The 26,914-nt window shown below is 72.7% G+C and carries 24 protein-coding genes and 1 tRNA gene; 11 read left to right on the forward strand and 14 right to left on the reverse strand.

Going from position 1 to position 26,914, the window contains the following annotated elements; genetic code table 11:
- The first annotated feature begins 109 nt into the window (after positions 1-109).
- The gene (locus E4623_RS09240; RefSeq protein ID WP_134766206.1) at positions 110-1,810 is read left to right on the forward strand and encodes an alkaline phosphatase; all 1,701 of its coding nucleotides are present in this window, start codon (positions 110-112) and stop codon (positions 1,808-1,810) included.
- Here the strand turns inward: E4623_RS09240 and E4623_RS09245 are convergent.
- Positions 1,785-2,819 (reverse strand): AraC family transcriptional regulator ligand-binding domain-containing protein, encoded by a 1,035-nt coding sequence (locus E4623_RS09245; RefSeq protein ID WP_134766207.1) that lies wholly within the window; start codon positions 2,817-2,819, stop codon positions 1,785-1,787. The two genes, E4623_RS09240 and E4623_RS09245, sit on opposite strands and share 26 nt — an antisense overlap.
- Before the next feature lie 71 nt (positions 2,820-2,890).
- On the opposite strand from E4623_RS09245, the gene E4623_RS09250 reads away from it, so the two are divergent.
- Entirely contained in the window at positions 2,891-4,384 is a 1,494-nt protein-coding gene (locus E4623_RS09250; protein ID WP_134766208.1) for an NAD(P)/FAD-dependent oxidoreductase, read from the forward strand.
- Positions 4,385-4,498: 114 nt separating this feature from the next.
- Here the strand turns inward: E4623_RS09250 and E4623_RS09255 are convergent.
- The 8 genes from E4623_RS09255 to E4623_RS09285 all read right to left on the reverse strand — a co-directional run bounded on the left by E4623_RS09255 (position 4,499) and on the right by E4623_RS09285 (position 8,900).
- Positions 4,499-4,571: transfer RNA gene (locus E4623_RS09255), tRNA-Ala, on the reverse strand.
- A gap of 91 nt (positions 4,572-4,662) precedes the next feature.
- The gene (locus E4623_RS09260) at positions 4,663-5,313 is read right to left on the reverse strand and encodes a histidine phosphatase family protein (protein ID WP_167736541.1); all 651 of its coding nucleotides are present in this window, start codon (positions 5,311-5,313) and stop codon (positions 4,663-4,665) included.
- Positions 5,310-5,687: a ribosome silencing factor gene (gene rsfS / locus E4623_RS09265; protein ID WP_134766210.1), complete on the reverse strand. Its 378-nt coding sequence runs from the start codon at positions 5,685-5,687 to the stop codon at positions 5,310-5,312. Before rsfS ends, E4623_RS09260 begins: the two co-directional genes overlap by 4 nt.
- On the reverse strand, positions 5,684-6,301 hold the full coding sequence (gene nadD, locus E4623_RS09270) for a nicotinate-nucleotide adenylyltransferase (protein ID WP_134766211.1): 618 nt from the start codon (positions 6,299-6,301) through the stop codon (positions 5,684-5,686). Before nadD ends, rsfS begins: the two co-directional genes overlap by 4 nt.
- Before the next feature lie 2 nt (positions 6,302-6,303).
- Entirely contained in the window at positions 6,304-6,471 is a 168-nt protein-coding gene (locus tag E4623_RS22570; RefSeq protein ID WP_167736510.1) for a hypothetical protein, read from the reverse strand.
- Positions 6,472-6,506: 35 nt separating this feature from the next.
- Positions 6,507-6,971 (reverse strand): VTT domain-containing protein, encoded by a 465-nt coding sequence (locus tag E4623_RS09275; protein ID WP_134766212.1) that lies wholly within the window; start codon positions 6,969-6,971, stop codon positions 6,507-6,509.
- Positions 6,972-6,977: 6 nt separating this feature from the next.
- Positions 6,978-7,598 (reverse strand): CDP-alcohol phosphatidyltransferase family protein, encoded by a 621-nt coding sequence (locus E4623_RS09280; protein ID WP_134766213.1) that lies wholly within the window; start codon positions 7,596-7,598, stop codon positions 6,978-6,980.
- Positions 7,599-7,628: 30 nt separating this feature from the next.
- Positions 7,629-8,900, reverse strand: a complete 1,272-nt coding sequence (locus tag E4623_RS09285) for a glutamate-5-semialdehyde dehydrogenase (RefSeq protein WP_245154982.1) — start codon at positions 8,898-8,900, stop codon at positions 7,629-7,631.
- A gap of 69 nt (positions 8,901-8,969) precedes the next feature.
- Here E4623_RS09285 and E4623_RS09290 point away from each other — a divergent pair, with 69 nt between their 5' ends.
- Positions 8,970-9,413 (forward strand): hypothetical protein, encoded by a 444-nt coding sequence (locus E4623_RS09290; protein WP_134766214.1) that lies wholly within the window; start codon positions 8,970-8,972, stop codon positions 9,411-9,413.
- Entirely contained in the window at positions 9,302-9,931 is a 630-nt protein-coding gene (locus E4623_RS09295; RefSeq protein ID WP_134766215.1) for a hypothetical protein, read from the forward strand. The genes E4623_RS09290 and E4623_RS09295 overlap by 112 nt, the downstream gene beginning before the upstream one ends.
- A gap of 71 nt (positions 9,932-10,002) precedes the next feature.
- Here E4623_RS09295 and E4623_RS09300 read toward each other — a convergent pair whose 3' ends face one another.
- From E4623_RS09300 to E4623_RS09315, 4 genes are all read right to left on the reverse strand, one after another.
- On the reverse strand, positions 10,003-10,956 hold the full coding sequence (locus tag E4623_RS09300) for an electron transfer flavoprotein subunit alpha/FixB family protein (protein WP_134766216.1): 954 nt from the start codon (positions 10,954-10,956) through the stop codon (positions 10,003-10,005).
- A gap of 46 nt (positions 10,957-11,002) precedes the next feature.
- Entirely contained in the window at positions 11,003-11,812 is an 810-nt protein-coding gene (locus tag E4623_RS09305; protein ID WP_134766217.1) for an electron transfer flavoprotein subunit beta/FixA family protein, read from the reverse strand.
- Between the two features lie 156 nt (positions 11,813-11,968).
- The gene (locus tag E4623_RS09310; RefSeq protein WP_245154984.1) at positions 11,969-12,436 is read right to left on the reverse strand and encodes a hypothetical protein; all 468 of its coding nucleotides are present in this window, start codon (positions 12,434-12,436) and stop codon (positions 11,969-11,971) included.
- A 108-nt stretch (positions 12,437-12,544) separates the two neighbouring features.
- Entirely contained in the window at positions 12,545-13,324 is a 780-nt protein-coding gene (locus tag E4623_RS09315; protein ID WP_134766218.1) for an enoyl-CoA hydratase-related protein, read from the reverse strand.
- Between the two features lie 79 nt (positions 13,325-13,403).
- On the opposite strand from E4623_RS09315, the gene glgX reads away from it, so the two are divergent.
- From glgX to E4623_RS09330, 3 genes are all read left to right on the forward strand, one after another.
- Positions 13,404-15,560: a glycogen debranching protein GlgX gene (glgX, locus tag E4623_RS09320; protein WP_134766219.1), complete on the forward strand. Its 2,157-nt coding sequence runs from the start codon at positions 13,404-13,406 to the stop codon at positions 15,558-15,560.
- A gap of 79 nt (positions 15,561-15,639) precedes the next feature.
- The gene (locus E4623_RS09325) at positions 15,640-15,867 is read left to right on the forward strand and encodes a hypothetical protein (protein WP_134766220.1); all 228 of its coding nucleotides are present in this window, start codon (positions 15,640-15,642) and stop codon (positions 15,865-15,867) included.
- Positions 15,845-16,675 carry an N-acetylmuramoyl-L-alanine amidase gene (locus tag E4623_RS09330; RefSeq protein ID WP_134766221.1) on the forward strand — a complete coding sequence of 277 codons (831 nt, stop codon included), beginning with the start codon at positions 15,845-15,847 and terminating at the stop codon, positions 16,673-16,675. Before E4623_RS09325 ends, E4623_RS09330 begins: the two co-directional genes overlap by 23 nt.
- On the opposite strand, the gene glgP is transcribed toward E4623_RS09330, so the two are convergent.
- A complete protein-coding gene (gene glgP / locus E4623_RS09335; RefSeq protein WP_134766222.1) occupies positions 16,672-19,272 on the reverse strand; it encodes an alpha-glucan family phosphorylase in 2,601 nt (866 codons plus the stop codon). The genes E4623_RS09330 and glgP overlap by 4 nt on opposite strands.
- A gap of 111 nt (positions 19,273-19,383) precedes the next feature.
- Between glgP and E4623_RS09340 the strand changes: the two genes are divergently transcribed.
- From E4623_RS09340 to glgB, 4 genes are read left to right on the forward strand one after another with little or no spacing between them, the layout of a single operon-like run.
- Positions 19,384-21,372 (forward strand): maltotransferase domain-containing protein, encoded by a 1,989-nt coding sequence (locus E4623_RS09340; RefSeq protein WP_134766223.1) that lies wholly within the window; start codon positions 19,384-19,386, stop codon positions 21,370-21,372.
- The gene (gene treS, locus E4623_RS09345) at positions 21,369-23,165 is read left to right on the forward strand and encodes a maltose alpha-D-glucosyltransferase (RefSeq protein ID WP_134766224.1); all 1,797 of its coding nucleotides are present in this window, start codon (positions 21,369-21,371) and stop codon (positions 23,163-23,165) included. The genes E4623_RS09340 and treS overlap by 4 nt, the downstream gene beginning before the upstream one ends.
- Positions 23,162-24,601 carry a hypothetical protein gene (locus E4623_RS09350; protein WP_134766225.1) on the forward strand — a complete coding sequence of 480 codons (1,440 nt, stop codon included), beginning with the start codon at positions 23,162-23,164 and terminating at the stop codon, positions 24,599-24,601. The genes treS and E4623_RS09350 overlap by 4 nt, the downstream gene beginning before the upstream one ends.
- Positions 24,598-26,850: a 1,4-alpha-glucan branching protein GlgB gene (glgB, locus tag E4623_RS09355; RefSeq protein WP_134766226.1), complete on the forward strand. Its 2,253-nt coding sequence runs from the start codon at positions 24,598-24,600 to the stop codon at positions 26,848-26,850. Before E4623_RS09350 ends, glgB begins: the two co-directional genes overlap by 4 nt.
- The last annotated feature ends 64 nt before the right edge of the window (positions 26,851-26,914 follow it).

Consider the following 26,914-nt stretch of genomic DNA (forward strand, 5'->3'; position numbering starts at 1 on the left):
GACTTCTGCTGGTCATCGGATGCTCACGGCGAGTCCAGACTCCCGACGACGACGCGCCGGCCACGACCGCGAGATTGCTCGACGGAACATCCGACGAAAGGACCCACCCGTGCCTCGCACCCGCACCTCCCTCGTGGCCGTCGCCGCCGCCGGGCTGCTCGCCGTCGGCGTCACGGCCGCCACCGCCGGCCCCAGCGCCCCCGCCAGCCTCGCGCCCGGCTTCACGAAGGACATCTCGGCCGACCTCGTCGCCCAGGTCGACCCGAGCAAGCCGCGCAACGTCATCCTGATCATCGGCGACGGCATGGACGACTCCATGATCACCGCCGCCCGCAACTACGAGCTCGGCGCCGGCGGACGGTTCGCCGGTCTCGACAGCCTGCCGTTCACCGGGGCGATGACGACGTACGGGCTCAAGGCCGGCGCCGGTCCTGACTACCCCATCGCCTACGTGTCCGACTCGGCCCCGACCGCCAGCGGCTGGTCGACGGGCAAGAAGACGATCGACGGCCGCCTCTCGCAGGGTCCCAGCGCCGCCGCCAACGTGCCGGGCGAGAACTACGAGACCGTGCTCGAGCGCTACCAGGAGCAGGGCGCGCTCGTCGGCAACGTGTCGACCGCCGAGCTCACCGACGCCACCCCGGCCGCCGCGGCGGCCCACATCAGCCAGCGCGCCTGCCAGGGCCCGGCCGACATGACCAACTGCGCGGTCGAGAAGAAGTCCGCGACGCCGGCCGGTCTCGGCTCGGTCGCCGAGCAGCTGGTCGACCACGAGATCGACGTCCTGCTCGGCGGCGGCAAGCAGCGCTTCGCCCAGGCGACCGACGCCGGCCCGACGGTGCTCGACTACGCCCAGGACGCCCACGACTACCGCGTCGTCGAGGACGCGACGGCCCTCGCCGACGTCAGCTCGCTCGCCGACGGCCCGGTGCTCGGCCTCTTCGCGAACGCCAACATGACCCCGCGCTACCAGCCGCTCGTCGCCACGCCGCCGCCCGGCTCGGGCGGACCGGCGTACCGCTGCCAGGACGCCGACCGCGGCACCCAGCCCGACCTGTCGGCCATGACCGCCAAGGCGATCGAGCTGCTCGACAACCCGAACGGGTTCTTCCTGCAGACCGAGAGCGCCATGATCGACAAGCAGGAGCACTCCTCCGACATCTGCGGCGCCATCGGTGACCTGGCCGAGCTCGACGAGACCGTGCAGGTCGCCCTCGAGTTCCAGGAGGCCAACCCCGACACGCTGATCATCGTGACCGGCGACCACGCGCACTCCACGCAGATCATCGGCAACCCGGCCGACGACGGCCGCCAGACCGCGACCGTGCTCACCGCCGACGGCGACCCGATGTCGGTCGCCTACTCGACCAACGCCGTCGGCTCCGACCACACCGGCGCCCAGATCCGGGTGGCCGCCTCCGGCCCGCAGGCCGCCAACGTCACCGGCGTGATCGACCAGACCGACCTGTTCCGCACCCTGCTCGGGCGCACGCCGAGCGTCCTGCCCGGCCCGGGCGCCCCGACCCCGCTCAAGCCCTCGGTCGGCGTCGCCGCCCTCGAGCGGGTCGCGGCCACCACGCTGCGCAACCGCGGGCTCCACGTCTCCGTCGCTGCGGCCGGTGCGACCTCGGTGAAGGTCCAGCTCCTGCGCCAGGGTCGCGTCCTGGTCACCAGGACGGTGCGGGCCACCGGCGGCGACGTCCGGTTGCGCACCGCCCGGCTCGTGACCGGCCGGCTCACGGTCAAGGTCGTCGCGTCCGGCGCCAGCGGCACCGCGACCAGCGCTAGGAAGGTCGTCGCCACCCGCTGACGTCCTCCCCGCCCCACGCCGTGGCCGGCACCTCCTCCGAGGTGCCGGCCACGTCGCGTCCCGGGCGCTCCCACCGCCGCCGCGCGTGCAGGTACGCCGCCGGGCTGCCGTAGCCGAGGTAGGCCGCGAGGTCGGCCAGCGGCAGCGTCGCCGGGCGCGCGGTGAGGGCCGCGGCGACCGAGGACCGGACCTCGTCGACGAGCTCGCGGTAGCCGGTGCCCTCGGCACCGAGCCGGCGGCGCAGCGTGCGCTCGGTCATCCCGAGCGCGGAGGCGACGTCGGCCATCGGGGCGCCGTCGCGCAGCCGCTGCGCGACGAGCACCCGGACGTCGGCGGCGAACCCGGTCCGCGCCCGGCGCCGGTCGACGACGTCGTGGCACAGCGCCTCGGCCGCCTGCAGCCGCGCGGCGCTGCGCTCGGGCAGCGGCCGGGCGAGCTGGTCGGCGCCGAACCGGACGACGGCCCGGTCACCGACCACCTCCAGCCGGGCGCCGACCCCGCCCGGCACCAGGCTCTCGAGGACGAGGTGGACCGCGGTCGCGTCGCGCTCGAGCAGGAAGCGCCGGACGTCGTCCGGCAGCGTGGCGGCGTCGAGCGTGACGGCGACCTCGTCATCCCGGTCACCCCGGTCACCGGGGACGACAGCCGCGCTCGGGATCACGAAGGCGAAGCTCAGGTCGAAGAAGCGCAACGCCGTCGTCATCGCGTCGAGCACGGTGCGGCTGGCCAGCATCGCGTAGCCGAACGCCCCGAACGTCGAGGCGCGGTAGGTCTCCCCCACGTCGCGTCCGACGTCGCCGAGCTCGCGCCGCAGGGTGCGCACCACCCGCAGCTCCTGCGCGGCGGTGACCTCGCGGGTCGGGTCGTCGAGGTCCGCCGGCACCAGGCCGGTGCCGAGGAGGGCCGTGGCCGGCGCCACGCCGCGGCCGACGGCGTACCGGACGAGGACGGCGACGCCGACGACGGAGCGCGGGAACGTCCAGTCGTCGGCGGCGGGTCCGGGCAGCATGTCCGAAATTATCAACCACGCGGTGGCGCACCCCTGTCGGGAGCCCGATCCGGCTTCCTAGGGTCGGCGACATGACGGACACCACCAGCACGCCGTGGCCCCGCGTGGTCGTGATCGGCGCCGGCTTCGGCGGCCTCGGCGCCGCGCGCGCCCTGCTGCAGCGCGGCATCACCGACGTCACCGTGCTCGAGCGCGCCGACGAGGTCGGCGGGGTCTGGCGCGACAACACCTACCCGGGCGCGGCGTGCGACGTCCCCTCGCCGCTCTACTCCTGGTCGTGGGCGCTGAACGACTCCTGGAGCCGGCGCTACTCCGGGCAGCCCGAGATCCTCGCCTACCTGCGTGCTGCCGCCGAGCGGGAGGGGCTGCTGGCGCTGGTCCGCACCGGGGTCGACGTCCGCTCCTGCGTCCACGACGCCGAGGGGCGGACGTGGCGGGTCACGGCGGCCGACGGGACGACGTACGACGCCGACCTGGTCGTCTCCGCGGTCGGGCAGCTCTCGAACCCCCTCGTCCCCAGGGTCCCCGGCCTCGACACGTTCGCGGGGCCGGCCTTCCACTCGGCGCAGTGGCGCCACGACGTCGACCTGCGCGGGCGCCGGGTCGCGGTGATCGGCACCGGCGCCAGCGCGGTCCAGCTCGTGCCGGGCATCGTCGAGGCCGCCGGGTCGCTCACGGTCTTCCAGCGCTCGGCGCCCTACGTCGTCCCGAAGCCGGACGGCGAGTACCGACCGGTCCACCACCGCGCCTTCGCGCGCTGGCCGGGGCTCCTCACCGCCGAGCGCCGCGCGGTCTTCTGGCTGACCGAGCGGCTGAACGCCGCCCTCGGCGGGCAGGTCGCCTGGTCGCCCGCGCTGCTCGGCGCGATGCGGACGGTGTGGCGGCTGCACCTGCGCCGCCAGGTGCCGGACGCCGACCTGCGGGCCAGGCTGGTGCCCGACCACGAGATCGGCTGCAAGCGCATCCTGTTCTCCAACGACTGGTACCGCGCGCTGGCCCGCGAGCACGTCGACGTGGTCACCGGCGACGGCGGCGCCGTCGTCGGCATCGAGCCGGGCGGCGTCCGCACCGCCGACGGCGTCCTGCACGAGGTCGACGCGATCGTCTGGGGCACCGGGTTCGCCGCCACCGGCTTCCTGGCCGGCATCGAGGTCACCGGCACCGACGGCCGCGACCTGCACGAGGTCTGGGCGGACGGCGCCCGGGCCCACCTCGGCCTGACCGTGCCCGGCTTCCCCGGCCTGTTCTGCATCTACGGCCCCAACACCAACCTCGGCGGCAGCTCCATCATCGCGATGATGGAGGCCCAGGCCGGCTACGTCGCGGAGGTCGCCGCCCGCCTCGCCTCCGACGAGGCACCCGGCCGCACCGTCGACGTCCGCCCCGAGGTCGCCGACGCCTACGACCGCGAGATGCAGAGCCGCCTCGCCGCGACACCCTGGGCGTCGGGCTGCGCCAGCTGGTACGTCGACGGCGACCGCATCACCACCAACTGGCCCGGCACGGTGACGGAGTACCAGGAGCGGACGGCGACCGTCGAGTGGGACGACCTCGTCTCCAGCTGAACCGCGACGGTCTCGTACCGGGCGGCACGGCGCCTTCCTCCCGCCCCGCGGGACCACCGGGGCCGGGAACGACGAAGGCCGGCCCCCGGAACCGGGGGCCGGCCTTCTCTTCGGTGGAGGTGAGGGGACTCGAACCCCTGACCCCCTGCATGCCATGCAGGTGCGCTACCAGCTGCGCCACACCCCCCGAAGGGCGCCGCCCGATCGTGTGACCGGGCAACGCGGAGTACTTTAGCCAACCCCTCCGGCGGATGCGAAATCGGGTCGGCGGGAGCGCGTCAGACCGTGCGGTTGTAGGCCTGCAGGCGCAGGGCCGGACCGCCCGGACCGGTGCCCTCGGAGGTCTCCACCAGCTCGACGCGGCCACCGTTGTCGAGGCCGCGCAGGGTGTGGGTCAGCGCGTCGGGCCAGCCGAGCAAGGCGACCGTGGCGACCCGGATGGCGGCGCCGTGGCTGACGGCCACGCCGGTCTGCCCCGGCCCGAGCGCGGCCAGCAGCTCACCGAGGACCTCGACCATCCGCTCGCGGACCACGGCGGTCGGCTCGGCCGCGGGGACGCGGTCGTAGTCGCCGCGCCGCAGCGCCTGGAACGCGACGGCGTCCCGGGCCTCGAACTCGGCGTGCGACCACCCCTCGCACTCGCCGAAGTAGAACTCGCGCAGCCGCTTGTCGTACACGACCGGCAGGCCGGTGGCCGCGGCCAGCGGTGCGACCGTCTCGCGGGTGCGGGCCAGGTCGCTGCACCAGACCAGGCTCGGCGCCATCGCGGCCACCACGGGGCCGACGCGGGCGGCCTGCTCACGGCCGTGGTCGTCGAGGCTGACGTCGAGCTGGCCCTGCACGCGGCCCTCGTGGTTCCACGCGGTCCGGCCGTGCCGGACCAGCACCAGCGTGCGACCGCCGGCCGCGCCGGCGGACGGAGCGCTCACCGGTGCGAGGCGGTGACGTCGTCGGGGAGCTTGATGGCCGGGCAGTCGCGCCACAGCCGCTCGAGGGCGTAGAACTCCCGCTCCTCCTCGTGCTGCACGTGGACGACGATCTCGCCGTAGTCGATGAGCACCCAGCGACCGTCGCGCTCGCCCTCGCGGCGGATCGGCTTGGCGCCGATCTCGCGCAGCTTGTCCTCGACGGCGTCGACGATGGCCTTGACCTGGCGGTCGTTGGTCGCCGAGGCCAGCACGAAGGCGTCGGTGATCGCGAGCTGCTCGCTGACGTCGAAGGCGATGATCTGCTGGGCGAGCTTGTCGCTGGCCGCGCGGGCGGCGGCGACGACGAGCTCGAGGGCGTGGTCGGTGGCGGTCATGCTGTGTCTCCCTGGGGCCTCGAGTAGAGGCCGTGCTTGGTGATGTACTGCACGACTCCGTCGGGCACGAGGTACCAGACGGGTCGGCCCTGGCGCTGCCGGTCGCGGCAGTCGGTGGAGCTGATGGCGAGGGCGGGCACCTCGAGGAGCGTGACCCGGTCGTGCGGGATGGCGGCGATGGTGGTGGTCTCGAGGTCGGCACCCGGCCGGGTGCACCCCACGAAGTGGGCGAGGTCGAAGAGGCGCTCGTGGTCGCGCCAGCTGAAGATGTCGCCGAGCGCGTCGGCGCCGGTGATGAAGAACAGGTCGGCGTCCGGGTGCTGCTCCCCCAGGTCGCGCAGCGTGTCGATCGTGTACGTCGGCCCGTCGCGGTCGATGTCGACCCGGGAGACCCGGAAGCGCGGGTTCGCCGCGGTGGCGACGACGGTCATCAGGTAGCGGTGCTCGGCCGGCGAGACGTCGCGGTCGGACTTCTGCCACGGCCGGCCCGTCGGCACGAAGACGACCTCGTCGAGGTCGAACCACGACTGCGCCTCGGACGCCGCGACCAGGTGACCGTGGTGGATCGGGTCGAAGGTGCCACCCATCACGCCGACCCGGCGACGGGCAGACATGCTCAGCTGTGCTCGCGTCCTCCGCCGAAGGCCATCAAGGCACCCAGCAGACCCAGCAGGATGGCCAGCGCGATCGCGCCCACCACGTAGGGGTGGACGGCGGGCTCGCCGTGCGCCTCGGTCTCGGCGGCCACGGAGGTGGCGAGGGCGGCGATGGTGCTCAGCGTCATGGCGACCACCCTATCGCCCGACCCCGTCGGGCTCGTCAGTGGAAGGCGAAGTCGGCGCCGAGGAAGAGCAGCGAGAAGCGGATGGAGCGACCGACGAACACGGTGGGGACGAACACCCACATCGGCATCTTGAGCAGACCGGCGACGAACGACATCACCAGCAACGGCGGGATCCCGACCGACGCGGCCACGAACATCACCGCGCCGGCGTACACGGGCCGGCCGTCCATCCGGGCGGTCCACCGCTCGTAGCCGGCCTTCACCTTGGGCGCGGAGAGCTTCTTCCGGGCCCACGACGAGCTGATGCCGCGGCGGGCGACCTCGTACCAGACCACCTTGCCGATGGTCGCGCCCGCGCCGGCCGCGACACCGAGCGCGATCGAGGCCGCCGTCCCGGGGTTGGCGGCGGCGCCGCCGATGATGAAGGCCTCGATCGGCAGGAACGGCAGCAGCGCCGAGGCGATGCTGAGCCCGAACATGCTGAGCAGTGCGAGGAACACGGCCTGCTACCCGGCCGTCTGCGGCTGCCGCACCGGCACCGGGAGCCCCAGCTGCAGCAGCCACCGCAGCGACACGCACTTGAGGCCCAGCAGCGCGATCGCGATGACCAGGCCGAGCCACCACCAGCCGGTGACCAGGAGCAGGACGGCGAACAGCGAGGAGTTGACCGCCTTGGCCGGCTTCGACCAGTTCCAGGTGTAGATCCGGCGGTCGACCTCGTAGAAGTAGTTGGGGCTGCGGATCGGCCAGGCGAGGAAGGCCAGCGACAGGAAGAAGTCGATGACCAGGAACTCGAACAGGTACACCGCCACCGGCAGCAGCATCTCGGGCTGGAGGGCGGCGAAGCCGAGGTAGAACGCGGCGCAGTTGAGCCGGTCGCAGAGCATGTCGACGACCGCTCCGATCCGGGTCTCGCAGTCGAACCACCGCGCCCAGGCGCCGTCGAGGCTGTCCCCGGCCCAGTAGACGCCGAGCCCGAGGACGAGCCAGACCAGCTCCTCCTGCCACACCCCGACCAGGCACAGCGCGAGGGCCGCGACCGTGCGGAGGAAGGTGATGATCGTGGCGCCGGTCCAGAGTCGCTCGACCGCCGCGTCGGCGTGGGTGGAGCGGGTCCCGTCTGGCACGCCCGAACCCTATCCCCGACGGGGTCCGGGTCAGCGCACGTGGCCCTCGCCGGTGACGACGTACTTCGTGGAGGTCATCTCGGGCAGGCCCATCGGCCCGCGCGCGTGCAGCTTCTGGGTGCTGATCCCGATCTCGGCGCCGAAGCCGAACTCCCCACCGTCGGTGAACCGGGTGCTCGCGTTGACCAGCACCGCGGCCGAGTCGACGGCGGCGACGAAGCGCCGGGCCGCGTCCTGGTCACGGGTGAGGATCGCCTCGGTGTGACCGCTGGAGAAGCGCCTGATGTGGGAGACGGCACCGTCGACGTCGGGGACGACGGCCGCGGAGATGTCCATCGAGAGGTACTCGCGGGCGTGGTCGTCGTCGGTGGCCGGCTCGACGCCGGGCAACCGCGCGACGGTCTCGTCGCCGTGCACCGTGACCCCGGCGTCCTGGAGGGCGGCGACGACGGTCGGCAGGAAGGTGTCGACGAGGTCGGCGTGCACCAGGAGCGACTCGGCGGAGTTGCAGACGCTGGTGCGGTGGGTCTTGGCGTTCAGGACGATCGCCAGCGCGCGGTCGAGGTCGGCCGCGGCGTCGACGTAGACGTGGCAGTTGCCGACGCCGGTCTCGATCACCGGGACGGTCGAGCCCTCCACGACGCTCTGGATCAGGCCGGCGCCGCCGCGCGGGATCAGGACGTCGACCAGTCCGCGGGCCCGCATCAGGGCCGAGACCGTCTCGCGGGTCCCGGCCGGCACCAGCTGGACGACGTCGCCCGGCAGGCCGGCGCCCGTGACGGCGTCCCGCAGCACGGCGACGATCGCGGCGTTGGAGGAGGCCGCGCTCGAGGAGCCCCGCAGCAGGACGGCGTTGCCGGACTTCAGGCAGATCCCGGCGGCGTCCGCGGTGACGTTGGGGCGTGCCTCGTAGATCATCCCGACCACCCCGAACGGCACCCGCACCTGACGCAGCTCGAGCCCGTTGGCCAGGGTGCTCCCCCGCACCACCTCCCCGACCGGGTCGGGCAGCCCGGCCACGTCGCGCAGCCCCTGCGCCATCGCGGCGAGCCGCTCCCCGGTCAGCCGGAGCCGGTCGACGACGTTGGGGGGCGTGCCGGCGGCGTCGGCGCGGGCGACGTCCTCGGCGTTGGCGGCCAGGAGCTCGCCGCCGCGAGCCAGGAGGGCGTCGGCCATCGCGTGCAGGGCGGCGTCCTTGGTCGCGCGGGTCGCCAGGGCGAGCTCGTGGGAGGCCTCGCGGGCCCGCTCGGCCAGGGCGCGGACGACGTCGGTCGGATCGCCGAGGGGTTCGATGGTGCTCACCCGGGCGAGCCTAGTGAGCCCGGAGCCGGCCCAGGTGTGGACGGTCGCCCTCCGGGCAGCATCGACGCCATGGCCTCCCCCGCGCCGAGCCGCCTCGTGCTCGTCCACCTCGCCGTGACCGCCCTCCTGCCGCTGGCCGGCCTGGTCGTCCTGCTCGAGAGCCGGTTCACCGACGACGCGGCCACGACCGCCGCCCTCGACCCGGGCCGGGCCCAGCTCGCCGCGACGTGCTTCTGGCTGGCCTCGGCCGCCCTGCTCGTCGCCGCCGTCGGCGGTGCCGTCCGGGGCTCGCGCCGACCGCACGGGCTGGCGCTGGTGAGCGCCCTCACCGGGGTCTGCGCGCTCCTGGCCCGGGACCGGATCGCACGCCCCGGCACCGCCACCGGTGACCTGGTGGGGGTGTGGGTCGCGATCGGCACCTCGCTGCTGCTGTTGGTCGTCCTGGCCTTCCGTCACGGCCGGTCCGTGCCGCCGGCTGCCGCGACCGCGCCTGGCACGACGGTGTCGCGCTGAGCGCGGCGATCGGCCTCGTCGCGGCGTGGCTCGGTCGGGCGCTGCTGCTCGCCTTCGCGGTCTGGGGCGTCCTCGACGGGGCGCCGGCGCTCCTGGCGCCCGGCCTGGGCCTGATGAGCCTGTTCTTCGGGATCGTCGCCCTCGGGGTGCTGCTCGCGACGTTCCGGACGACGTCGGGTCCGGGGCTCGGCCTCGCCGGCGCGGGCCTGTGGGCGGCGCTGACCTGGTTCGGGGTGACGTCGTTCGTCGACCCGTTCGCGGTCGTCGTCGACGGGCTCGGGAGCCGGCGGGGCGCGGACGGTGAGCTCGGCGTCCGACTGCAGGGCGGGTTCTTCCTGCTGCTCGCCAACGCGCCGCTCGCGATGTGGCTCTGGGCGCGCCGGGACACGCGCCGTCGGGCCCGGCCTCCCCGGCCGGGCGCCGCCGAGCACCGCGCCGCGCGCCAGGCCCACCTCGAGCGCGAGCAGGCCCGCCGTCTCCGCCTCGCGGCCAAGCGACGACGCAAGCGCGACCGCTGACGGACCGTGGACGCGACGACGCCCCGTCGACCGCGGGTCGACGGGGCGTCACTCGTGCTGCGGGCCGGGAGCTAGCCCTTCTTGGCCTCGATCTGCTCGGTGGCGGCCGGGAGGACCTTGTGCAGGTCGCCCACGACGCCGAAGTCGACGAGCTCGAAGATCGGCGCCTCGTCGTCCTTGTTGACCGCGACGATGGTCTTCGAGGTCTGCATGCCGGCGCGGTGCTGGATCGCGCCGGAGATGCCGTTGGCGACGTAGAGCTGCGGCGAGACGACCTTGCCGGTCTGCCCGACCTGGAAGCTGTGCGGCATCCAGCCGGAGTCGACGGCGGCGCGCGAGGCGCCCACCGCGGCGCCGAGCGCGTCGGCCAGGCCCTCGATCGGGGCGAAGTCGCCACCGGTGCCGCGGCCGCCGGAGACCACGATCGCGGCCTCGGTCAGCTCGGGCCGGCCGGTCGCCTTGCGGGGCTGGGAGGCGACGATCTGGGCGGTCTTCGCGGCGTCGGAGATGGTCGGGGCGAACTCCTCGACCGTGCCTGCGCCTGCGGTCTCGTCGGGCGTCGCCGAGTTGGGCTTGACCGTGATGATCGGGGTGCCCCGGGTGACCTTCGCCTGCACGGTGAAGTTGCCGGCGAAGACCGACTGCGTGGTGGTGCCGTCGTCGGCCACGTCGACCGCGTCGGTGATGATGCCGGACTCGAGGCGGATCGCCAGGCGGCCGGCGATCTCCTTGCCCTCGTAGCCCGAGACCAGGAGGATCGCCGCGGGCGAGCTCTTCTCGGCGATCTGCTGCAGCACCTCGACCTTGGGCACGACGAGGTAGCCCTTGATCTCGGTGTCGTCGACGACGTAGACCTTCTCGGCACCGAACGCCTTCAGCTTCTCGGTGGCCGCGGCCGCCTTGTCGGCGCCGCCGATGAAGACCGCGGCGGGCTCGCCGAGCTTCTTGGCGAGCGCGAGCAGCTCGAGGGTGGGCTTGCGGACCGCTCCGTCGACGTGGTCGACGAGTACCAGGACCTCAGACATGTCTTCGTTCGCTCTCTTCCCTGTATCCCGGACTCTCTGGGCCGGCTCAGATGAACTTCTTGGACGCGAGGAACTCGGTGAGCGCCGTGGCGCCCGACCCGTCCTCGTCCTTGACGATCTCGCCGGCGGTCCGCGGGGGCCGCTCGGTGGTGTCGGTGACCTCGCTCCAGGCGACCGAGAGGCCGACCTGGTCGGCCTCCAGGCCGATGTCGGCGAGGGTGTAGGTCTCCAGCGGCTTCTTCTTCGCCGCCATGATCCCCTTGAACGACGGGTAGCGGGCCTCACCGGACTGGTCGGTCACCGAGAGCACCAGCGGCATCGTGCCGCCGATGACCTCGGTGGCGGTGTCGCCGTCGCGCTTGATGCGGACCTGGTCGCCCTGGGTCTCGATGACCGAGGCGAAGGTGACCTGCGGGAGGCCGAGCCGCTCGGCGAGCATCGCCGGGACGACGGAGCCGGACGCGTCGGTCGAGGCCATGCCGCACACGACGAGGTCGACCTTCCCGTCCTCGAGCGTGGCGCCGATCTTCTCGACGGCCTTGGCCAGCACGAGGGACGTCGCGGCGTAGTCGGACCCGGCGATCGCCTCGTCGCTCACGTGGACGCCCTTGTCGGCACCCATCTGCAGGGCCTTGCGGACGGCGTCCAGCGCCTTCTCGGGGCCGACGCAGAGCGCGGTGACGGTGACGTCCTCGCCCTCGCGCTTCTCCTTCAGCTGCAGGGCCTGCTCGACGGCGTACTCGTCGAGCTCCGACAGCAGCCCGTCGACGCCGACCCGGTCCACGGTGTTGTCCGACTCGAACCGCCGGTCGGCGGTGGCGTCGGGGACGTACTTCACACAGACGACAATGTTCATGGTGGTGTGGCCCGGAGGGCCCCTCCTGATGCACTCGGCGGGCCGGCGGCCCGGATGATGCGACGTTGGCAGGTTACCGCCGAGTCAACACGTTGGGACCACCCGCACCCAGAGCACGCGGTGCGACGTGCGCCACACCTCCGCGACGGCTCCCGGTCAGGGTCGGACGAGCCGGTCGACGATCCGTCCCACGATCAGCCAGACGATCGCGGCGATCCCGTAGTTGAAGAGCGCGGTCTTGGTGTCCTGGGTCTCCGCCAGCGTGGTGTCGAAGTCCTTGATCGGGTTGCTGAGGTCGAAGAAGCCGAGGTCGACGTCGTCGGCACGCTCGACCACGAACCTGACCAGGTCGTTGGCGGGGTTGGCCTCGAGCGCGATCATCAGCACGGCCGAGGCCAGGATCAGGGCGAAGAGCACGCAGACCGCCCACAGCAGGCGCGCCACCGCGATCCGTGCCTTCGCGAGGTCCATGCCGGGAAGGGTACGACCCTTCCCCGGGTCCTTCTCGGGAGCCTTCTCGGTGGCCTTCTCAGGAGCCTTCCCGGTGGACGACGTCTCCTCGCCGCCCCCGGGCGCGACCGGCTCCTGCCTCGGGGCGTCGGTCGTCGTCTTCTCGTCACTCATGTCGGTCCTCCGGTTCGGGCCTCCGGGTCGGGCCTCCGGGTCGGGCCTCGTCGCGGGGTGAAGACTGTCACACGGTGACGCGGATAGATACGCCCCGACGACCCTCGGTCAGCGCCCGACGAACGTCGCCCGGCCCGGCCCGCTCTCGACGAACGACGTCATGCCGCGGGTGCGGTCCTCGGTCGCGAAGAGCGCGGCGAACTGCTGGCGCTCGATCTCGAGGCCGGTCTCGAGGTCGGTCTCGAGACCGCGGTCGATGCTCTCCTTGGCCGCGCGCAGCGCGAGCGCCGCGGCCGAGGAGAACTGCGCGGCCCAGGCCACGGCGGTGTCGTAGACCTCGGCCGCCGGGACGAGGCGGTCGACCAGTCCGATCGCGAGCGCCTCCTCGGCCTTCACGAACCGGCCGGTGAAGATCAGGTCCTTGGCCCGGCTCGGTCCGACCAGCCGGGAGAGCCGCTGGGTGCCGCCGGCGCCGGGGATGATGCCGAGCAGCACCTCGGGCTGGCCGAGCGTGGCGTCGTCGGCCGCGATGCGGACGTCGGCGGCCAGGGCCAGCTCGCACCCCCCGCCGAGCGCGTAGCCGGTGATCGCCGCGACCACGGGCTTGGGGATCCGGGCGACGGCCGTCACGGCCGAGGAGACCGATGCGGAGAGCTTGACCATCTCGGCGTGGGAGAGGTCGGCCATCTCCTTGACGTCGTTGCCGGCGGCGAAGACCCGCTCGCCGCCGTACACGACCACGGCGCGGACGTCGTCCCGCTCGCTCGCCTCGGCGGCAGCGGCCCGCAGCTCGTGCTGGACCTGGACGCTGATCGCGTTCATCTTCGGCCGGTCCAGCCGGATGGTGCCGACGCCGTCGTTGACCTCGAGCCGCACGAACTCCGCCATGTCGTTCCTCTCCCCTGCCCTCGCGCGGCCGGTGAGCCGCTGCGTCCTGCCTATCATTGCGCGCCCTATCATCGGCCGAATGAGTCCGGGCGTGTGGAGCAGGATCGGTGAGCGCGCGGACGTGTGGCCCGGGCGGCACGAGCCGCTCGGCGCCACGTGGGGTGCCGAGGCGACGAACTTCGCGGTGCACGCACCGCGGGCGACGAGGGCGTGGGTGTGCCTCTTCGACGACGACGGCCGCGAGACCCGGCACCCCCTGACCGAGCGCACCCTCGGCACGTGGCACGGCGCGCTGCCCGACGTCGCGCCCGGCACCCGGTACGGCTTCCGCGTCGACGGCCCCTGGGAGCCCGAGCGCGGTCTCCGGTTCAACCCCGCCAAGCTGCTGCTCGACCCCTACACGCGCGCGGTCAGCGGGACGCTCACCCCGCACCGGGCCGTCTACGGCTTCGACGTCGACCACCCCGAGCGCCGCGACGACCGCGACTCGGCGCCGTACGTCCCGCGCTCCGTGGTGGTCGCGCCCGACGGCTTCGAGTGGGGCAGCGAGCGTCCCAAGCGCCAGCGGTGGCGCGACACCGTCATCTACGAGCTGCACGTCAAGGGCATGACCGCGCTGCACGACCGGGTGCCCGAGCACCTGCGGGGCACGTACGCCGGCCTCGCCAGCCCCGCCGTCACCGACTACCTCCGCGACCTCGGCGTGACCGCCGTCGAGCTGCTGCCGGTGCAGCAGTTCCTCTCCGAGCCGAGCGTGAGCGGGCGCGGGCTCAGCAACTACTGGGGCTACAACACGATCGGCTTCCTCGCCCCGCACAACGCCTACGCGTCCTCGGGCGAGCGCGGCGAGCAGGTCACCGAGTTCAAGGCGATGGTCCGGGCCTTCCACGCCGCCGGCCTCGAGGTCTACCTCGACGTCGTCTACAACCACACCGCCGAGGCCGGGTCCGACGGCCCGACGCTGTCCTTCCGCGGGCTCGACGACGACGCGTTCTACACGCGCTCGCGGGCCGAGGGCGCCGGTGACGCCTACTGGGACGCCACCGGCTGCGGCAACACCGTCGACACCGAGGACCCGTTCGCGCTGCGGCTGGTGCTCGACTCGCTGCGCTACTGGGCCGCCGAGATGCACGTCGACGGCTTCCGCTTCGACCTGCTCTCCGCGCTCTCGCGCACCGAGCGCGAGATCGACATGCGCTCCCGCTTCATGACCGCCGTCGGGCAGGACCCGGTGCTGCGCGGCGTGAAGCTGATAGCCGAGCCGTGGGACGCCACGATGGACGGCTACCTCGTCGGCCAGTGCCCACCGCCGTGGGTGGAGTGGAACGACCAGTACCGCGACAGCATCCGCGACTACTGGCGCGGCCATGCCTCGGGCACCCGCGACGTCGCGACCCGGCTGGCCGGCTCCTCCGACCTGTACGCCGACGACGGCCGCTCGCCGTACGCCTCGGTGAACTTCGTCACCGCGCACGACGGCTTCACCGTCCGCGACCTCGTGAGCTACGACGTCAAGCACAACGAGGCCAACGGTGAGAGGAACCGCGACGGCACCGACAACAACCGCTCGCACAACCACGGCGTCGAGGGCGAGACCGACGACGCCGACGTCGTGGCCCGGCGCCGGCGGGCCGCGGCCAACCTGATGGCGACGCTCTGCCTCTCGAACGGCGTCCCGATGCTCACCGCGGGCGACGAGCGGGGGCGCACCCAGGGCGGCAACAACAACGCCTACTGCCAGGACAACGAGACGTCGTGGATCGACTGGAGCCCCGACGACGCGTGGCTCGACGTCCACGAGACCACCAAGGCAGCGCTGCGGCTGCGGCGCTCGCACCCGGCGCTGCGGCAGCGGCACTGGTTCGAGGGCCGACCCACGATCGCCGGGGGGCCCAAGGACCTGGTCTGGATGCACCCCGAGGGGCGCGAGATGACCACCGACGACTGGCACGACACGGCGCTGGCGACGCTCGGCATGTTCGTCCTCGGCGACCCCCTCCGCTCCCCCGGCCCCCGCGGCGAGCAGCAGTCGGACCTGTCGTTCGTGCTGTGGTTCCACAGCGGCGCCGACCCGGTCGACCTGAAGCTCCCGCGCAACCGCTGGGCCCACACCGGGGAGGTCGTGCTCTCGACCGACCCGGACGTCACGGTCGGCGCGACGGTGCACGCGGGCGAGACGCTGGCGCTGTCGGGTCCGTGCGTCGTCGTCCTGCGCGAGGTCAAGGTCGACGCCTAGCCGGCCCGGCCCCCGTCCGGGGCGAGGTCAAGGGAATCCCCTCGTCACGAGCCCCGCGATCCGTGCTGGCATGGCCTGCATGGTGTCCCACGCAGCAGGAAGCCCGTCCCGCCGGGCCGACCCCCAGCCCAGCCGGCGTCACGTCCTCCTCGGCCTCGGCGCCGCCGGAGCGGCCCCGCTGCTCCTGACGCTGCCGCCCGCGGCCGGTGCTGCGCAGGCCGCCCCGGCCGGCACGGAGCTCGCCGAGTGCCTGGCCGACCTCGTCGAGAGCGGGGCGGTGACACGTGGCGATCTCGTGGCTCGCTGACGTCCTGCGCGGAGCGGGGGTCCAGGTCGTCGAGGAGGGCAACTGGCTGGCCCGCAGCGCCGGCTCGGGGTTCGACCCGATCGGCGTCCTGTGGCACCACACCGCGGCGCCGAGCAGCGCCGCCAACCCGGCGCCCGCGCTCACCGTGTGCATCGACGGTCGCGCCGACCTGCCCGGCCCGCTGTGCCAGGCCCTCGTCGACCACCACGGCGTCTTCCACGTCATCAGCGGCAACCGCGCCAACCACGCCGGCGCCTGCCGCGGCTCCGGTCCGATCCCGGCCGGCGACGGCAACACCCTGATGATCGGGTGGGAGATCGACTACGCCGGCGACGGTGGCGGCGGGCAGGTCCAGGAGATGACCCAGGCCCAGTACGACGCCTCGGTCGCCGCGACCGCCGCGGTCCTCACCCACCTCGGTCGCGACGCGTCGCACGCCCGGGGCCACCGCGAGACCAGCACCAGCGGCAAGATCGACCCGTCGTTCATCGACCTCGACGCGATGCGCGCCGACGTCGCCGCGGCCATGGGCGGCACTCCCCCGGAGCCGCCCGCGGGGACGCCGTTCCAGACCTGGGTCGCGAACGTCAACGTGCGCCCCACCCCCGACACCTCGGGCGCCCCCGTCGGCCGGCTCGCCAGCCCGACCACGGTCCACGTGGTCTGCGAGGCGGTCGGCGAGACCGTCACCGCCGAGGGCTACACCAACGACCGCTGGGCGAGGATCTCCAGCCCGGTCGCCGGCTACATCTCCAACATCTTCATCCAAGGACCCGCCCAGCTCCCCGTCGCGGCCTGCCCGATCTAGGCGGTCGCGACGACACCCAGCTCGGCGTACGACGTGAGCAGCCCGTTGCTCGGGACGACGCGGACGGTGTAGCCGAAGGGGCCGCTGCGGTCCAGCGCGAGGGTGCCGTCGAAGCGGTGCCGGCCGCCCTCGTAGGTCTCGGCGAGGTCGAGGGTGACGAAGGCGGTGTCGACGAGGGTGTCGTCGGACTGCACGCGCCCGTGGACCAGCTGCACCTCGACGTCGTCGGGTGCGAGCGCACCGAGCGAGACGAAGGCGCGGGCGCTCAGGAGGCCGCCGACCTCGGCGGCGTCGCCGACGCCGCTGCTCTCGACGTGCTCGACCTTGACCTCGGGCCAGGCGCCCTTGACGCGCGCCTTCCAGACGGCGAGCTCGCGGGCGCCGGCGTAGTCGGAGTTGAGCGCGCGGGCGTTGACGGCGGCCGGTGCGTAGAGCTGCCGGGTGTAGTCGCGCACCATGCGGGTCGCGAGCACCTTCGGGCCGAGGGACTTCAGCGTGTGCCGCAGCATCTCGACCCAGCGGGTCGGGACGCCGTCTGCGTCGAGGTCGTAGAAGCGCGGGGCGACCTCGTTCTCGATGAGGTCGTAGAGCGCCGCGGCCTCGAGGTCGTCACGCTTGTCGATGTCGGCGACGCCGTCGGCGGTCGGGATGGCCCAGCCGTTCTCGCCGTCGTACCACTCGTCCCACCAGCCGTCGAGCACCGAGAGGTTGAGGCCGCCGTTGAGGGCGGCCTTCATGCCGGAGGTGCCGCAGGCCTCGTAGGGGCGCAGCGGGTTGTTGAGCCAGACGTCGCAGCCGGGGTAGAGCGGCTTGGCCATCGCGATGTCGTAGTTGGGCAGGAAGACGATGCGGTGCCGGATCGCGGGGTCGTCGGAGAGCCGGACGATGTCCTGGATCAGCTTCTTGCCGCCGTCGTCGGCGGGGTGCGCCTTGCCGGCGATCACGAGCTGGATCGGCCGCTCGGGGTGCAGCAGCAGCGCCTTGAGCCGCTCGGGCTCGCGCATCATCAGCGTCAGCCGCTTGTAGGACGCCGCCCGGCGCGCGAAGCCGATCGTGAGGACGTCGGGGTCGAGCGCGTCCTCGATCCACTTCAGCTCGGCCTTGGCCGCGCCGCGCTTCTCCCACGACCTCGCGAGCCGCTTGCGCGCGTCGACGACGAGACGCTCGCGCAGGACCCGCTTGACCGACCAGACGTCGGTGCCGGGCACGCGGTCGACGGCGTCCCAGAAGCTCTCGGCGTCGTCGGCGCCGCCGTCGGCACCCTGCGACGTCGCCAGGCCGAACACCTCGCGCGCCACCCAGCTCGGCGCGTGGACGCCGTTGGTGATCGAGCCGATCGGGACCTCGGCCTCGTCGAAGGCCGGCCACAGGCCGTTGAACATCCCCCGGCTGACCTCGCCGTGCAGGCGGGAGACGCCGTTGGCCCGCTGCGCCAGGCGGAAGCCCATGACGGCCATGTTGAAGACCGAGGCGTCGCCGTCGGCGTAGTCCTCGGTGCCGAGCGCGAGGATCCGCTCGGTCGGGACGCCGGGCGTCGCGCCCGCGTCGACGTGGAGGTACTGCTCGACCAGCGAGCGCGGGAAGCGGTCGATGCCGGCGGGCACCGGGGTGTGGGTCGTGAAGACGGTCGAGGCGCGGCCCACCTCGAGGGCGGTCTCGAAGTCGAGGCCGGGGCCGTCGGCGGCGACGGTGAGCTCGCGGATCCGCTCGATCCCGAGGAAGCCGGCGTGGCCCTCGTTGGTGTGGAAGACCTCGGGCTCGGGGCTGCCGGTGATGCGGGCGTGGGCGCGCAGCGCCCGGACGCCGCCGACGCCGAGCAGGAGCTCCTGGCGCAGCCGGTGCTCGGAGTTGCCGCCGTAGAGCCGGTCGGTGACGTCGACGTAGTGGTCGGGGTTGCCCTCGACGTCGGTGTCGAGCATCAGCAGCGGCACGCGACCGACGCTGGCGACCCAGATCCGCGCGATCAGGTCGGGGCCGTCGGGCATCTGGATCGCGATGGTCGCGCCGGAGCCGTCGGGCTCGCGCAGCAGGGAGATGGGGAGCTCGTCGGGGTCGAGCACCGGGTAGGTCTCCTGCTGCCAGCCCTCGCGGGAGAGCGACTGCTTGAAGTAGCCGTGCCGGTAGAGCAGGCCGACGCCGATGATCGGGACGCCGAGGTCGCTGGCGGCCTTGAGGTGGTCGCCGGCCAGGATGCCGAGACCGCCGGAGTACTGCGGGAGGACGGCAGTGATGCCGAACTCGGGCGAGAAGTAGGCGACCGTCCGCGGCCCGGGGGCACTGGTGTCGCTGCCCGACGCCATCCGTCGCTGGTACCAGCGGTCGGCGGTGAGATAGGTCTCGAGGTCGGCACGTGCCGCGCCGAGGCGGGCCAGGAAGCCCTCGTCGGCGGCGAGCTCGTCGAACCGGGCCCGGCCCACCGCCCCGAGCAGGCGCACCGGGTCGCGGCCCGTGGACTCCCACAGGACCGGGTCGACCTCGGCGAAGACGTCCTGCGTCTCGGGGTGCCAGGACCACCGCAGGTTGCCGGCCAGCTCGCCCAGGGGGGCGAGGGCCGGGGGCAGGACGGGACGGACGGTGAATCGACGGATGGCGCGCACCCGCAGAAGGTACCGACATTTCTTGGATCGATCCAAGTGCCTGGACCGAGCCGGTGTCTTCACCCGCACGACGAGGTTGCACCACCACCGGCGACCAGCAAGGGTGAGTGCATGGTCGGTCGAATCCCAGTCATGGACGTGCACCCCGTCGTGGACCTCGGGCGGCTCGCCGCCAAGGCGACCGTCGACGAGCCGTTCCCCGTCTCCGCGACGATCTTCCGCGAGGGTCACGACAAGCTCGCCGCGGAGGTCGTGCTCATCTCGCCCAAGGGGAAGCGGCAGGCGCCGGTCCCGATGGTGCACCAGCCCGCCCCCGTCGACCGGTACGTCGCCTGGGTCACCCCCGACAAGCCCGGGGCCTGGACCTTCGAGGTGCACGCGTGGGCCGACCCGGTCGCCACCTGGCAGCACGCCGCCGGCATCAAGGTGCCGGCCGGCAGCGACGTCGAGCTCATGTTCACCGAGGCGCAGCTGCTGCTCGAGCGGGTCCTCGCCGACCTGCCGAAGGGCACCAAGGCCGAGAAGTCGGTGCTGACCGGCGCGCTGAGCGCGGCCGCCGACACCGCCCGCCCGCCCGAGGCCCGCCTGGCCCAGCTCATGTCCGACGACGTCACCGCCGTCCTCGCCGCCCACCCGCTGCGCGAGCTGGTCACCGTCGCCGGCCCGTTCCCGGCGTGGGCCGACCGCCAGCGCGCGCTGTACGGCAGCTGGTACGAGTTCTTCCCCCGCTCCGAGGGTGCGACCCAGGACGAGGTCACCGGCAAGGTGACCAGCGGCACGTTCCGCACGGCGTCCGAGCGGCTCGACGCCGTCGCCGCGATGGGCTTCGACGTGATCTACCTGCCGCCGATCCACCCGATCGGCGAGGTGAACCGCAAGGGCCCCAACAACACCCTCACCCCCGGTCCCGACGACCCGGGCTCGCCGTGGGCGATCGGCAGCAAGGACGGCGGTCACGACGCCATCCACCCCGAGCTCGGCGACTTCGACGACTTCGACGCCTTCGTGGCGCGCGCCGGCGAGCTCGGTCTCGAGGTGGCCCTCGACCTCGCGCTGCAGGCCGCGCCCGACCACCCCTGGGTGACCAGCAACCCGGAGTGGTTCACCACCCGCGCCGACGGCACCATCGCCTACGCCGAGAACCCGCCGAAGAAGTACCAGGACATCTACCCGGTCAACTTCGACAACGACCCCAAGGGGATCTGCCGCGAGGTGCTGCGGATCGTGCGGCTGTGGATGAAGCACGGCGTCCGCATCTTCCGCGTCGACAACCCGCACACCAAGCCGCTGGCCTTCTGGGAGTGGCTGCTCGCCGAGGTGCGCCGCACCGACCCCGACGTCATCTTCCTGTCCGAGGCCTTCACCAGGCCGCCGATGATGCACGGTCTCGGCTCGGTCGGCTACCAGCAGAGCTACACCTACTTCACCTGGCGCACGCAGCGCTGGGAGATCGAGGAGTACCTGCGCGAGGTCAGCTCGGAGTCCGACCACGTGATGCGGCCGAACTTCTTCGTCAACACCCCCGACATCCTCCACGAGTTCCTCCAGTACGGCGGCCCGCCGGCCTTCAAGATCCGCGCCGCCCTCGCCGCGACCAGCGTCCCGAGCTGGGGCGTGTACGCCGGCTACGAGCTCTACGAGCACGTGGCCGTCAAGCCGGGCAGCGAGGAGTACCTCGACTCGGAGAAGTTCCAGATCAGGGTCCGCGACTGGGCCGCCGCCGACGCGGAGGAGCGCACCCTGGCGCCGTACCTCACCCGGCTCAACCAGGTCCGCCGCGACCACGTGGCGCTGCAGCGGCTGCGCAACATCACGATCCACGCGGCCGACGACGAGAACGTCCTGGTCTTCTCCAAGCGCGCCACCACCGCGGAGGGCGAGGACGACACGGTGATCGTCGTCATCAACCTCGACCCGCACGGCACCCGCGAGACCACCGTGCACCTCGACATGCCGGCCCTCGGCCTCGGGTGGGACGACTCGTTCGTCGTCCACGACGAGATCACCGGCGCCGACTGGACCTGGGGCGAGCACGACTACGTCCGGCTCGACCCGCACCACGAACCGGCCCACGTGCTGGTCGTCAGGAGGCCCGCATGACGACGTCCCACCCCACCGGCCCCGAGACCACCGGCGCGGTCGGCGCCTCGACCACCGGCGAGCCGGTCGAGCAGCCGGTGCTCCCGGCCGCGCCCGGCGAGCCGATCAACCAGACGCCCGACTGGTTCAAGACCGCGGTGTTCTACGAGGTCATGGTCCGCAGCTTCCGCGACTCCAACGGCGACGGGACCGGCGACTTCAAGGGCCTCACCGAGAAGCTGGACTACCTGCAGTGGCTCGGCGTCGACTGCCTGTGGGTCCCGCCGTTCTTCTCCTCGCCGCTGCGCGACGGCGGGTACGACGTCGCCGACTACACCGACATCCTCCCGGAGGCCGGCACGGTCGAGGACTTCCACCACTTCCTCGACGAGGCGCACGCCCGCGGCATCCGGGTCATCATCGACTTCGTCGCCAACCACACCAGCGACCAGCACGCGTGGTTCCAGGCCTCGCGCGAGGACCCCGACGGCCCGTACGGCGACTTCTACGTCTGGTCCGACACCGACGAGAAGTACCAGGACGCGCGGGTCATCTTCGTCGACACCGAGCCGTCGAACTGGACGTGGGACCCGGTGCGCCAGCAGTACTTCTGGCACCGGTTCTTCTCCCACCAGCCCGACCTGAACTACGAGAACCCGAAGGTCCACGACGCGATCCTCGAGGCGATCTCGTTCTGGTTCGACATGGGGCTCGACGGCTTCCGCCTGGACGCCGTCCCGTACCTCTACGTCCGCGAGGGCACCAACGGCGAGAACCTGCCCGAGACCCACGAGTTCCTGCGCAAGGTGCGTCGCTTCGTCGACGACAAGTACCCCGGCAAGGTGCTGCTCGCCGAGGCCAACCAGTGGCCCTCCGACGTCGTCGACTACTTCGGCGACTTCGAGTCCGGCGGCGACGAGTGCCACATGTGCTTCCACTTCCCGGTGATGCCGCGGATCTTCATGGCGGTGCGGCGCGAGTCGCGGTTCCCGATCTCGGAGATCCTCGAGCAGACCCCGGCGATCCCGTCGGGCTGCCAGTGGGGCATCTTCCTGCGCAACCACGACGAGCTCACCCTCGAGATGGTCAGCGACGAGGACCGCGACTACATGTGGGACGAGTACGCCAAGGACCCGCGGATGAAGGCCAACATCGGCATCCGCCGCCGGCTGGCCCCGCTGCTCGACAACGACGTCAACCAGATCGAGCTGTTCACCGCCCTGCTGCTCTCGCTCCCGGGCTCGCCGGTCCTCTACTACGGCGACGAGATCGGGATGGGCGACAACATCTGGCTCGGCGACCGCGACGGCGTCCGGACGCCGATGCAGTGGACCCCCGACCGCAACGCCGGGTTCTCCTCGGCCAACCCGGGCAAGCTGTTCCTGCCGGCGATCCAGGACCCGGTCTACGGCTACCAGAGCGTGAACGTGGAGGCGCACCTGGAGAACCCGTCCTCGCTGCTGCACTGGACCCGCCGGATGATCCACGCCCGGCGCCAGCACCCGGCGTTCGGGCTCGGCACCTTCCACGACCTCGGCGGCACCAACTCCACCGTGCTGTCCTACGCCCGCGAGCACACCGACGCCGAGGGCAACAACGACATCATCGTGTGCGTCAACAACCTGTCGCGCTTCCCGCAGCCGGTCGAGCTCGACCTGCGGCGCTTCGAGGGCATGGTGCCGGTCGAGCTGCTCGGCGGGGTGGAGTTCCCCGCGGTCGGCGAGCTGCCCTACCTGCTGACGCTCAGCGGCTACGGCTTCTACTGGTTCCGCCTGGTCCCCAGCGAGCGACCCGACGAGGGGCACCTGCTGTGAGCGCCGAGACGCCCGCCCCGGGCAGCAGCGAGCACCTCGACCTGTCGGTCTTCGCGCCCTACCTGGTCAAGACGCGCTGGTTCGGCGGCAAGGGCCGCGACTTCGAGGTCACCGGGAGCCGGCGCATCGGCCGGCTCGGTGACGGCGACCCGACCCTCGACGTCCTGCTCGTCGAGCTCACCTACGCCGACGACGGCGCGCACGAGCTGTACCAGGTGCCGCTGAGCTACTACACCGAGCCGCAGCACCGCCTCGACCACGCCTTCGTCGGCTGGTGGGAGGACCCCGACCTCGGCTGGGTGCACGCCTACGACGCGCTGCACGACAAGCAGGCCACTGGTCTGTGGCTGCGGGCCTTCGGCGCCGCGGCGTCCGGGACGGCCGAGGTGGGCGGGCTGACCTTCCACCGCGTCCCCGGCGAGGACGTCGACCTGACCGCCGCCGGGAGCCTCTTCTCCGGCGAGCAGTCGAACTCCTCGGTGCTCTACGGCGACGACTCGGTGCTCAAGATCTTCCGCAAGGTGACGCCGGGCCCGAACCCCGACATCACCACGCACGACGCGCTCACCCGCGCCGGCTCCACCCACGTCGCGCACCTCTACGGCTGGGTCGAGCTCGTCCCGGAGGCCGACGCCGGCGGCGGGGGCCTCCCGACCCACCTCGGGATGCTCCAGCAGTTCCTGCGCACCGCCACCGACGGCTGGGACCTCGCGCTGACCAGCGTGCGCGACCTGTACGCCGACCCCGAGGTCGAGGCCCGCGAGGCCGGCGGCGACTTCTCCGGCGAGGCCGGGCGTCTCGGCGAGGCGTTGCGCGAGGTGCACACGACGCTGCACGAGCAGGTCCCGACCGACCCGGCCTCCGCGCCGACCCCCGCGGCGATCGCCACCGCGATGCGCACCCGGCTCGAGGCCGCCCTGCCCGTCGTCCCCGGCCTGGCGCCCCACGCCGACCGGTTGCGCGCGGCGTACGACGCCCTGGGCGCCCTGCCCCGCATCGACGTGCAGACCGTGCACGGCGACCTGCACCTCGGGCAGACCCTGCGCACCGCGGCCGGGTGGAAGATCGTCGACTTCGAGGGCGAGCCCGCCAAGACGCTCGCCGAGCGGCTGCTGCCCGACTCCCCCTGGCGCGACGTCGCCGGGATGCTGCGCTCCTTCGACTACGCGCCGCACGCCGGCGAGCGGCAGCGCCAGGAGTCCGGCGACGACGAGGCCACCGACGAGCGCCGCCGGCGCGGCCAGGAGTGGTCGGCCCGCAACCAGCGCTACTTCCTCGCCGCCTACGCCGGCGGCGACCTGACCGCCGAGCAGCAGGTCCTCGTCGACGCCTACGTCGCCGACAAGGCCGTCTACGAGACCGTGTACGAGACCCGCAACAGACCCGCGTGGGTGGAGATCCCGCTCGCCGCCGTGGCCAGGATCGGAGCACGATGACGAGCACACCCACGCCACCGCCCAGCCCCACCCCGCTCCCCGTCGCCCCCGACGAGCTCGAGCTGCTCGTCCGCGGCGAGCACGGACACCCGCACGCCGTGCTCGGCCCGCACGTCGGCGAGGGCCCGGCCGGCCCCCAGGTCACCTTCCGCGTGCTGCGTCCGCTCGCCGAGCGGGTCGTGGTGCGCTTCGGCGACACCGTGGTGCCGCTCGAGCACGAGCACGGCGGCATCTGGGTCGGCACGACCCCCGGCGGCGACGTCCCCGGCTACCGGGTCGGGGTCGACTACGGCCAGGGCGAGGTCGTCGTCGACGACCCCTACCGGTTCCTGCCCACCCTCGGCGAGGTCGACCTGCACCTGGTCAACGAGGGCCGGCACGAGAACCTGTGGCAGGTGCTCGGTGCCCGCGTGCACCGCTACGCCGAGCCGCTCGGCGGCGAGATCGTCGGGACGTCGTTCGCCGTCTGGGCGCCGTCGGCCCGCGCGGTGCGCGTCAAGGGTGACTTCAACAGCTGGGACGGGCGCGAGCACCCGATGCGCCAGCTCGGGCAGTCCGGCGTGTGGGAGCTCTTCGTGCCCGACGCCGGCGCCGGATCGGCCTACAAGTACGTCGTCCTCGGGGCCGACCACACCTGGCGCGAGAAGGCCGACCCGATGGCTGCCCACGCCGAGGTCGCGCCCGACACCGCCTCCCGCGTCTTCGACTCGACGCACGAGTGGGGCGACGCCGAGTGGATGACCGCGCGAGCCGCGCGCCGTCCGGTCGAGGAGCCGATGTCGATCTACGAGATGCACCTCGGCTCGTGGAAGCGGCACCCGGGCGGCCGGTTCTGGTCCTACGACGAGATGGCCGAGGACCTGGTCCCCTACCTCTCCGACCTGGGCTTCACCCACGTCGAGCTGATGCCGGTGATGCAGCACCCGTTCGGCGGCTCGTGGGGCTACCACGTCACGTCGTACTTCGCCCCCGACTCCCGCTTCGGCGACCCCGACGGCTTCCGCCGCCTCGTCGACCGGTTCCACCAGGCCGGCATCGGCGTCATCCTCGACTGGGTGCCCGGCCACTTCGCGACCGACGAGTGGGCGCTGGTCAAGTTCGACGGCACGCCGCTCTACGAGGACCCCAACCCCCAGCGCGGCTGGCACCAGGAGTGGGGCTCCCACATCTTCAACTTCGGTCGCCCCGAGGTGCGCAACTTCCTCTACGCCAACGCGCTCTACTGGCTCGAGGAGTTCCACTGCGACGGCCTGCGCGTCGACGGCGTCGCCTCGATGCTCTACCTCGACTACGGCCGCGAGGAGGGCGAGTGGACGCCGAACAAGCACGGCGGCCGGGAGAACCTCGAGGCGGTGCAGTTCCTGCAGGAGATGAACGCGACCGTCTACCGCCGGGTCCCGGGCGTCTGCACGATCGCCGAGGAGTCCACGTCGTGGCCGGGGGTCTCCGGGCCGACGTCTGCAGGTGGGCTGGGGTTCGGCTTCAAGTGGAACATGGGCTGGATGCACGACACGCTCGACTACCTGGCGCGTGAGCCGGTCCACCGCCAGCACCACCACCACGACCTGACCTTCGCGATCACCTACGCCTGGACCGAGAACTTCGTGCTCCCGCTCTCGCACGACGAGGTCGTGCACGGCAAGGGCTCGCTGCTGCGCAAGATGCCCGGTGACCGCTGGCAGCAGCTGGCCTCGTTGCGGGCCTACTACGCCTTCATGTGGGCGCACCCGGGCAAGCAGCTGCTGTTCATGGGCTGCGAGCTGGGCCAGGAGTCGGAGTGGGCGGAGTCCCGCGAGCTCGACTGGTGGCTGCTCGAGCACCCCGAGCACCGCGGTCTCAGCGACCTGGTGCGCGACCTCAACCGCGCCTACGTCGCCTCCCCCGCCGCCTGGGCCAACGACGTCTCCCCCGCCGGCTTCGGCTGGATCGACGCCGACGACGCGGGCCGCAACACCTACTCGTTCCTCCGGCGTGCCCCGGCGGGCTCCGGCGACCCCGACCTGGTCTGCGTCACCAACTTCGCCGCCACCCCGCACGACGGCTACCGCGTCGGCCTGCCCTCGGCCGGGCTCTGGACCGAGGTCCTCAACACCGACGCCCAGGCCTACGGCGGATCCGGTGTCGGCAACCTCGGCGCCGTCCTGGCCGTCGACGGCGAGCACGGCTCGATGCCCGCCCACGCCGACATGGTGGTCCCGCCGCTCGCCACGGTGTGGCTGCGCCGCGAGACGGGTGCGGCCCGCGGCTGATCCCCGGCGTCCGGGCCGGTCCGTGGCGGTCGTGTGCCTGACCACGGTCCAGGCACCGTGCGCG

The organism is Nocardioides sp. 1609, assembly GCF_004522105.1.
GTDB lineage: Bacteria > Actinomycetota > Actinomycetes > Propionibacteriales > Nocardioidaceae > Nocardioides.

Coding starts and splice junctions, on each gene's coding strand:
- E4623_RS09245 (WP_134766207.1), bottom strand. CDS start 2,819: ATGCTGCCCGGACCCGCCGCCGACGACTGGACGTTCCCGCGCTCCGTC.
- E4623_RS09250 (WP_134766208.1), top strand. CDS start 2,891: ATGACGGACACCACCAGCACGCCGTGGCCCCGCGTGGTCGTGATCGGC.
- rsfS (WP_134766210.1), bottom strand. CDS start 5,687: ATGACCGCCACCGACCACGCCCTCGAGCTCGTCGTCGCCGCCGCCCGC.
- nadD (WP_134766211.1), bottom strand. CDS start 6,301: ATGTCTGCCCGTCGCCGGGTCGGCGTGATGGGTGGCACCTTCGACCCG.
- E4623_RS22570 (WP_167736510.1), bottom strand. CDS start 6,471: ATGACGCTGAGCACCATCGCCGCCCTCGCCACCTCCGTGGCCGCCGAG.
- E4623_RS09290 (WP_134766214.1), top strand. CDS start 8,970: ATGGCCTCCCCCGCGCCGAGCCGCCTCGTGCTCGTCCACCTCGCCGTG.
- E4623_RS09300 (WP_134766216.1), bottom strand. CDS start 10,956: ATGTCTGAGGTCCTGGTACTCGTCGACCACGTCGACGGAGCGGTCCGC.
- E4623_RS09305 (WP_134766217.1), bottom strand. CDS start 11,812: ATGAACATTGTCGTCTGTGTGAAGTACGTCCCCGACGCCACCGCCGAC.
- E4623_RS09310 (WP_245154984.1), bottom strand. CDS start 12,436: ATGAGTGACGAGAAGACGACGACCGACGCCCCGAGGCAGGAGCCGGTC.
- E4623_RS09315 (WP_134766218.1), bottom strand. CDS start 13,324: ATGGCGGAGTTCGTGCGGCTCGAGGTCAACGACGGCGTCGGCACCATC.
- glgX (WP_134766219.1), top strand. CDS start 13,404: ATGAGTCCGGGCGTGTGGAGCAGGATCGGTGAGCGCGCGGACGTGTGG.
- E4623_RS09325 (WP_134766220.1), top strand. CDS start 15,640: ATGGTGTCCCACGCAGCAGGAAGCCCGTCCCGCCGGGCCGACCCCCAG.
- E4623_RS09340 (WP_134766223.1), top strand. CDS start 19,384: ATGGTCGGTCGAATCCCAGTCATGGACGTGCACCCCGTCGTGGACCTC.
- treS (WP_134766224.1), top strand. CDS start 21,369: ATGACGACGTCCCACCCCACCGGCCCCGAGACCACCGGCGCGGTCGGC.
- glgB (WP_134766226.1), top strand. CDS start 24,598: ATGACGAGCACACCCACGCCACCGCCCAGCCCCACCCCGCTCCCCGTC.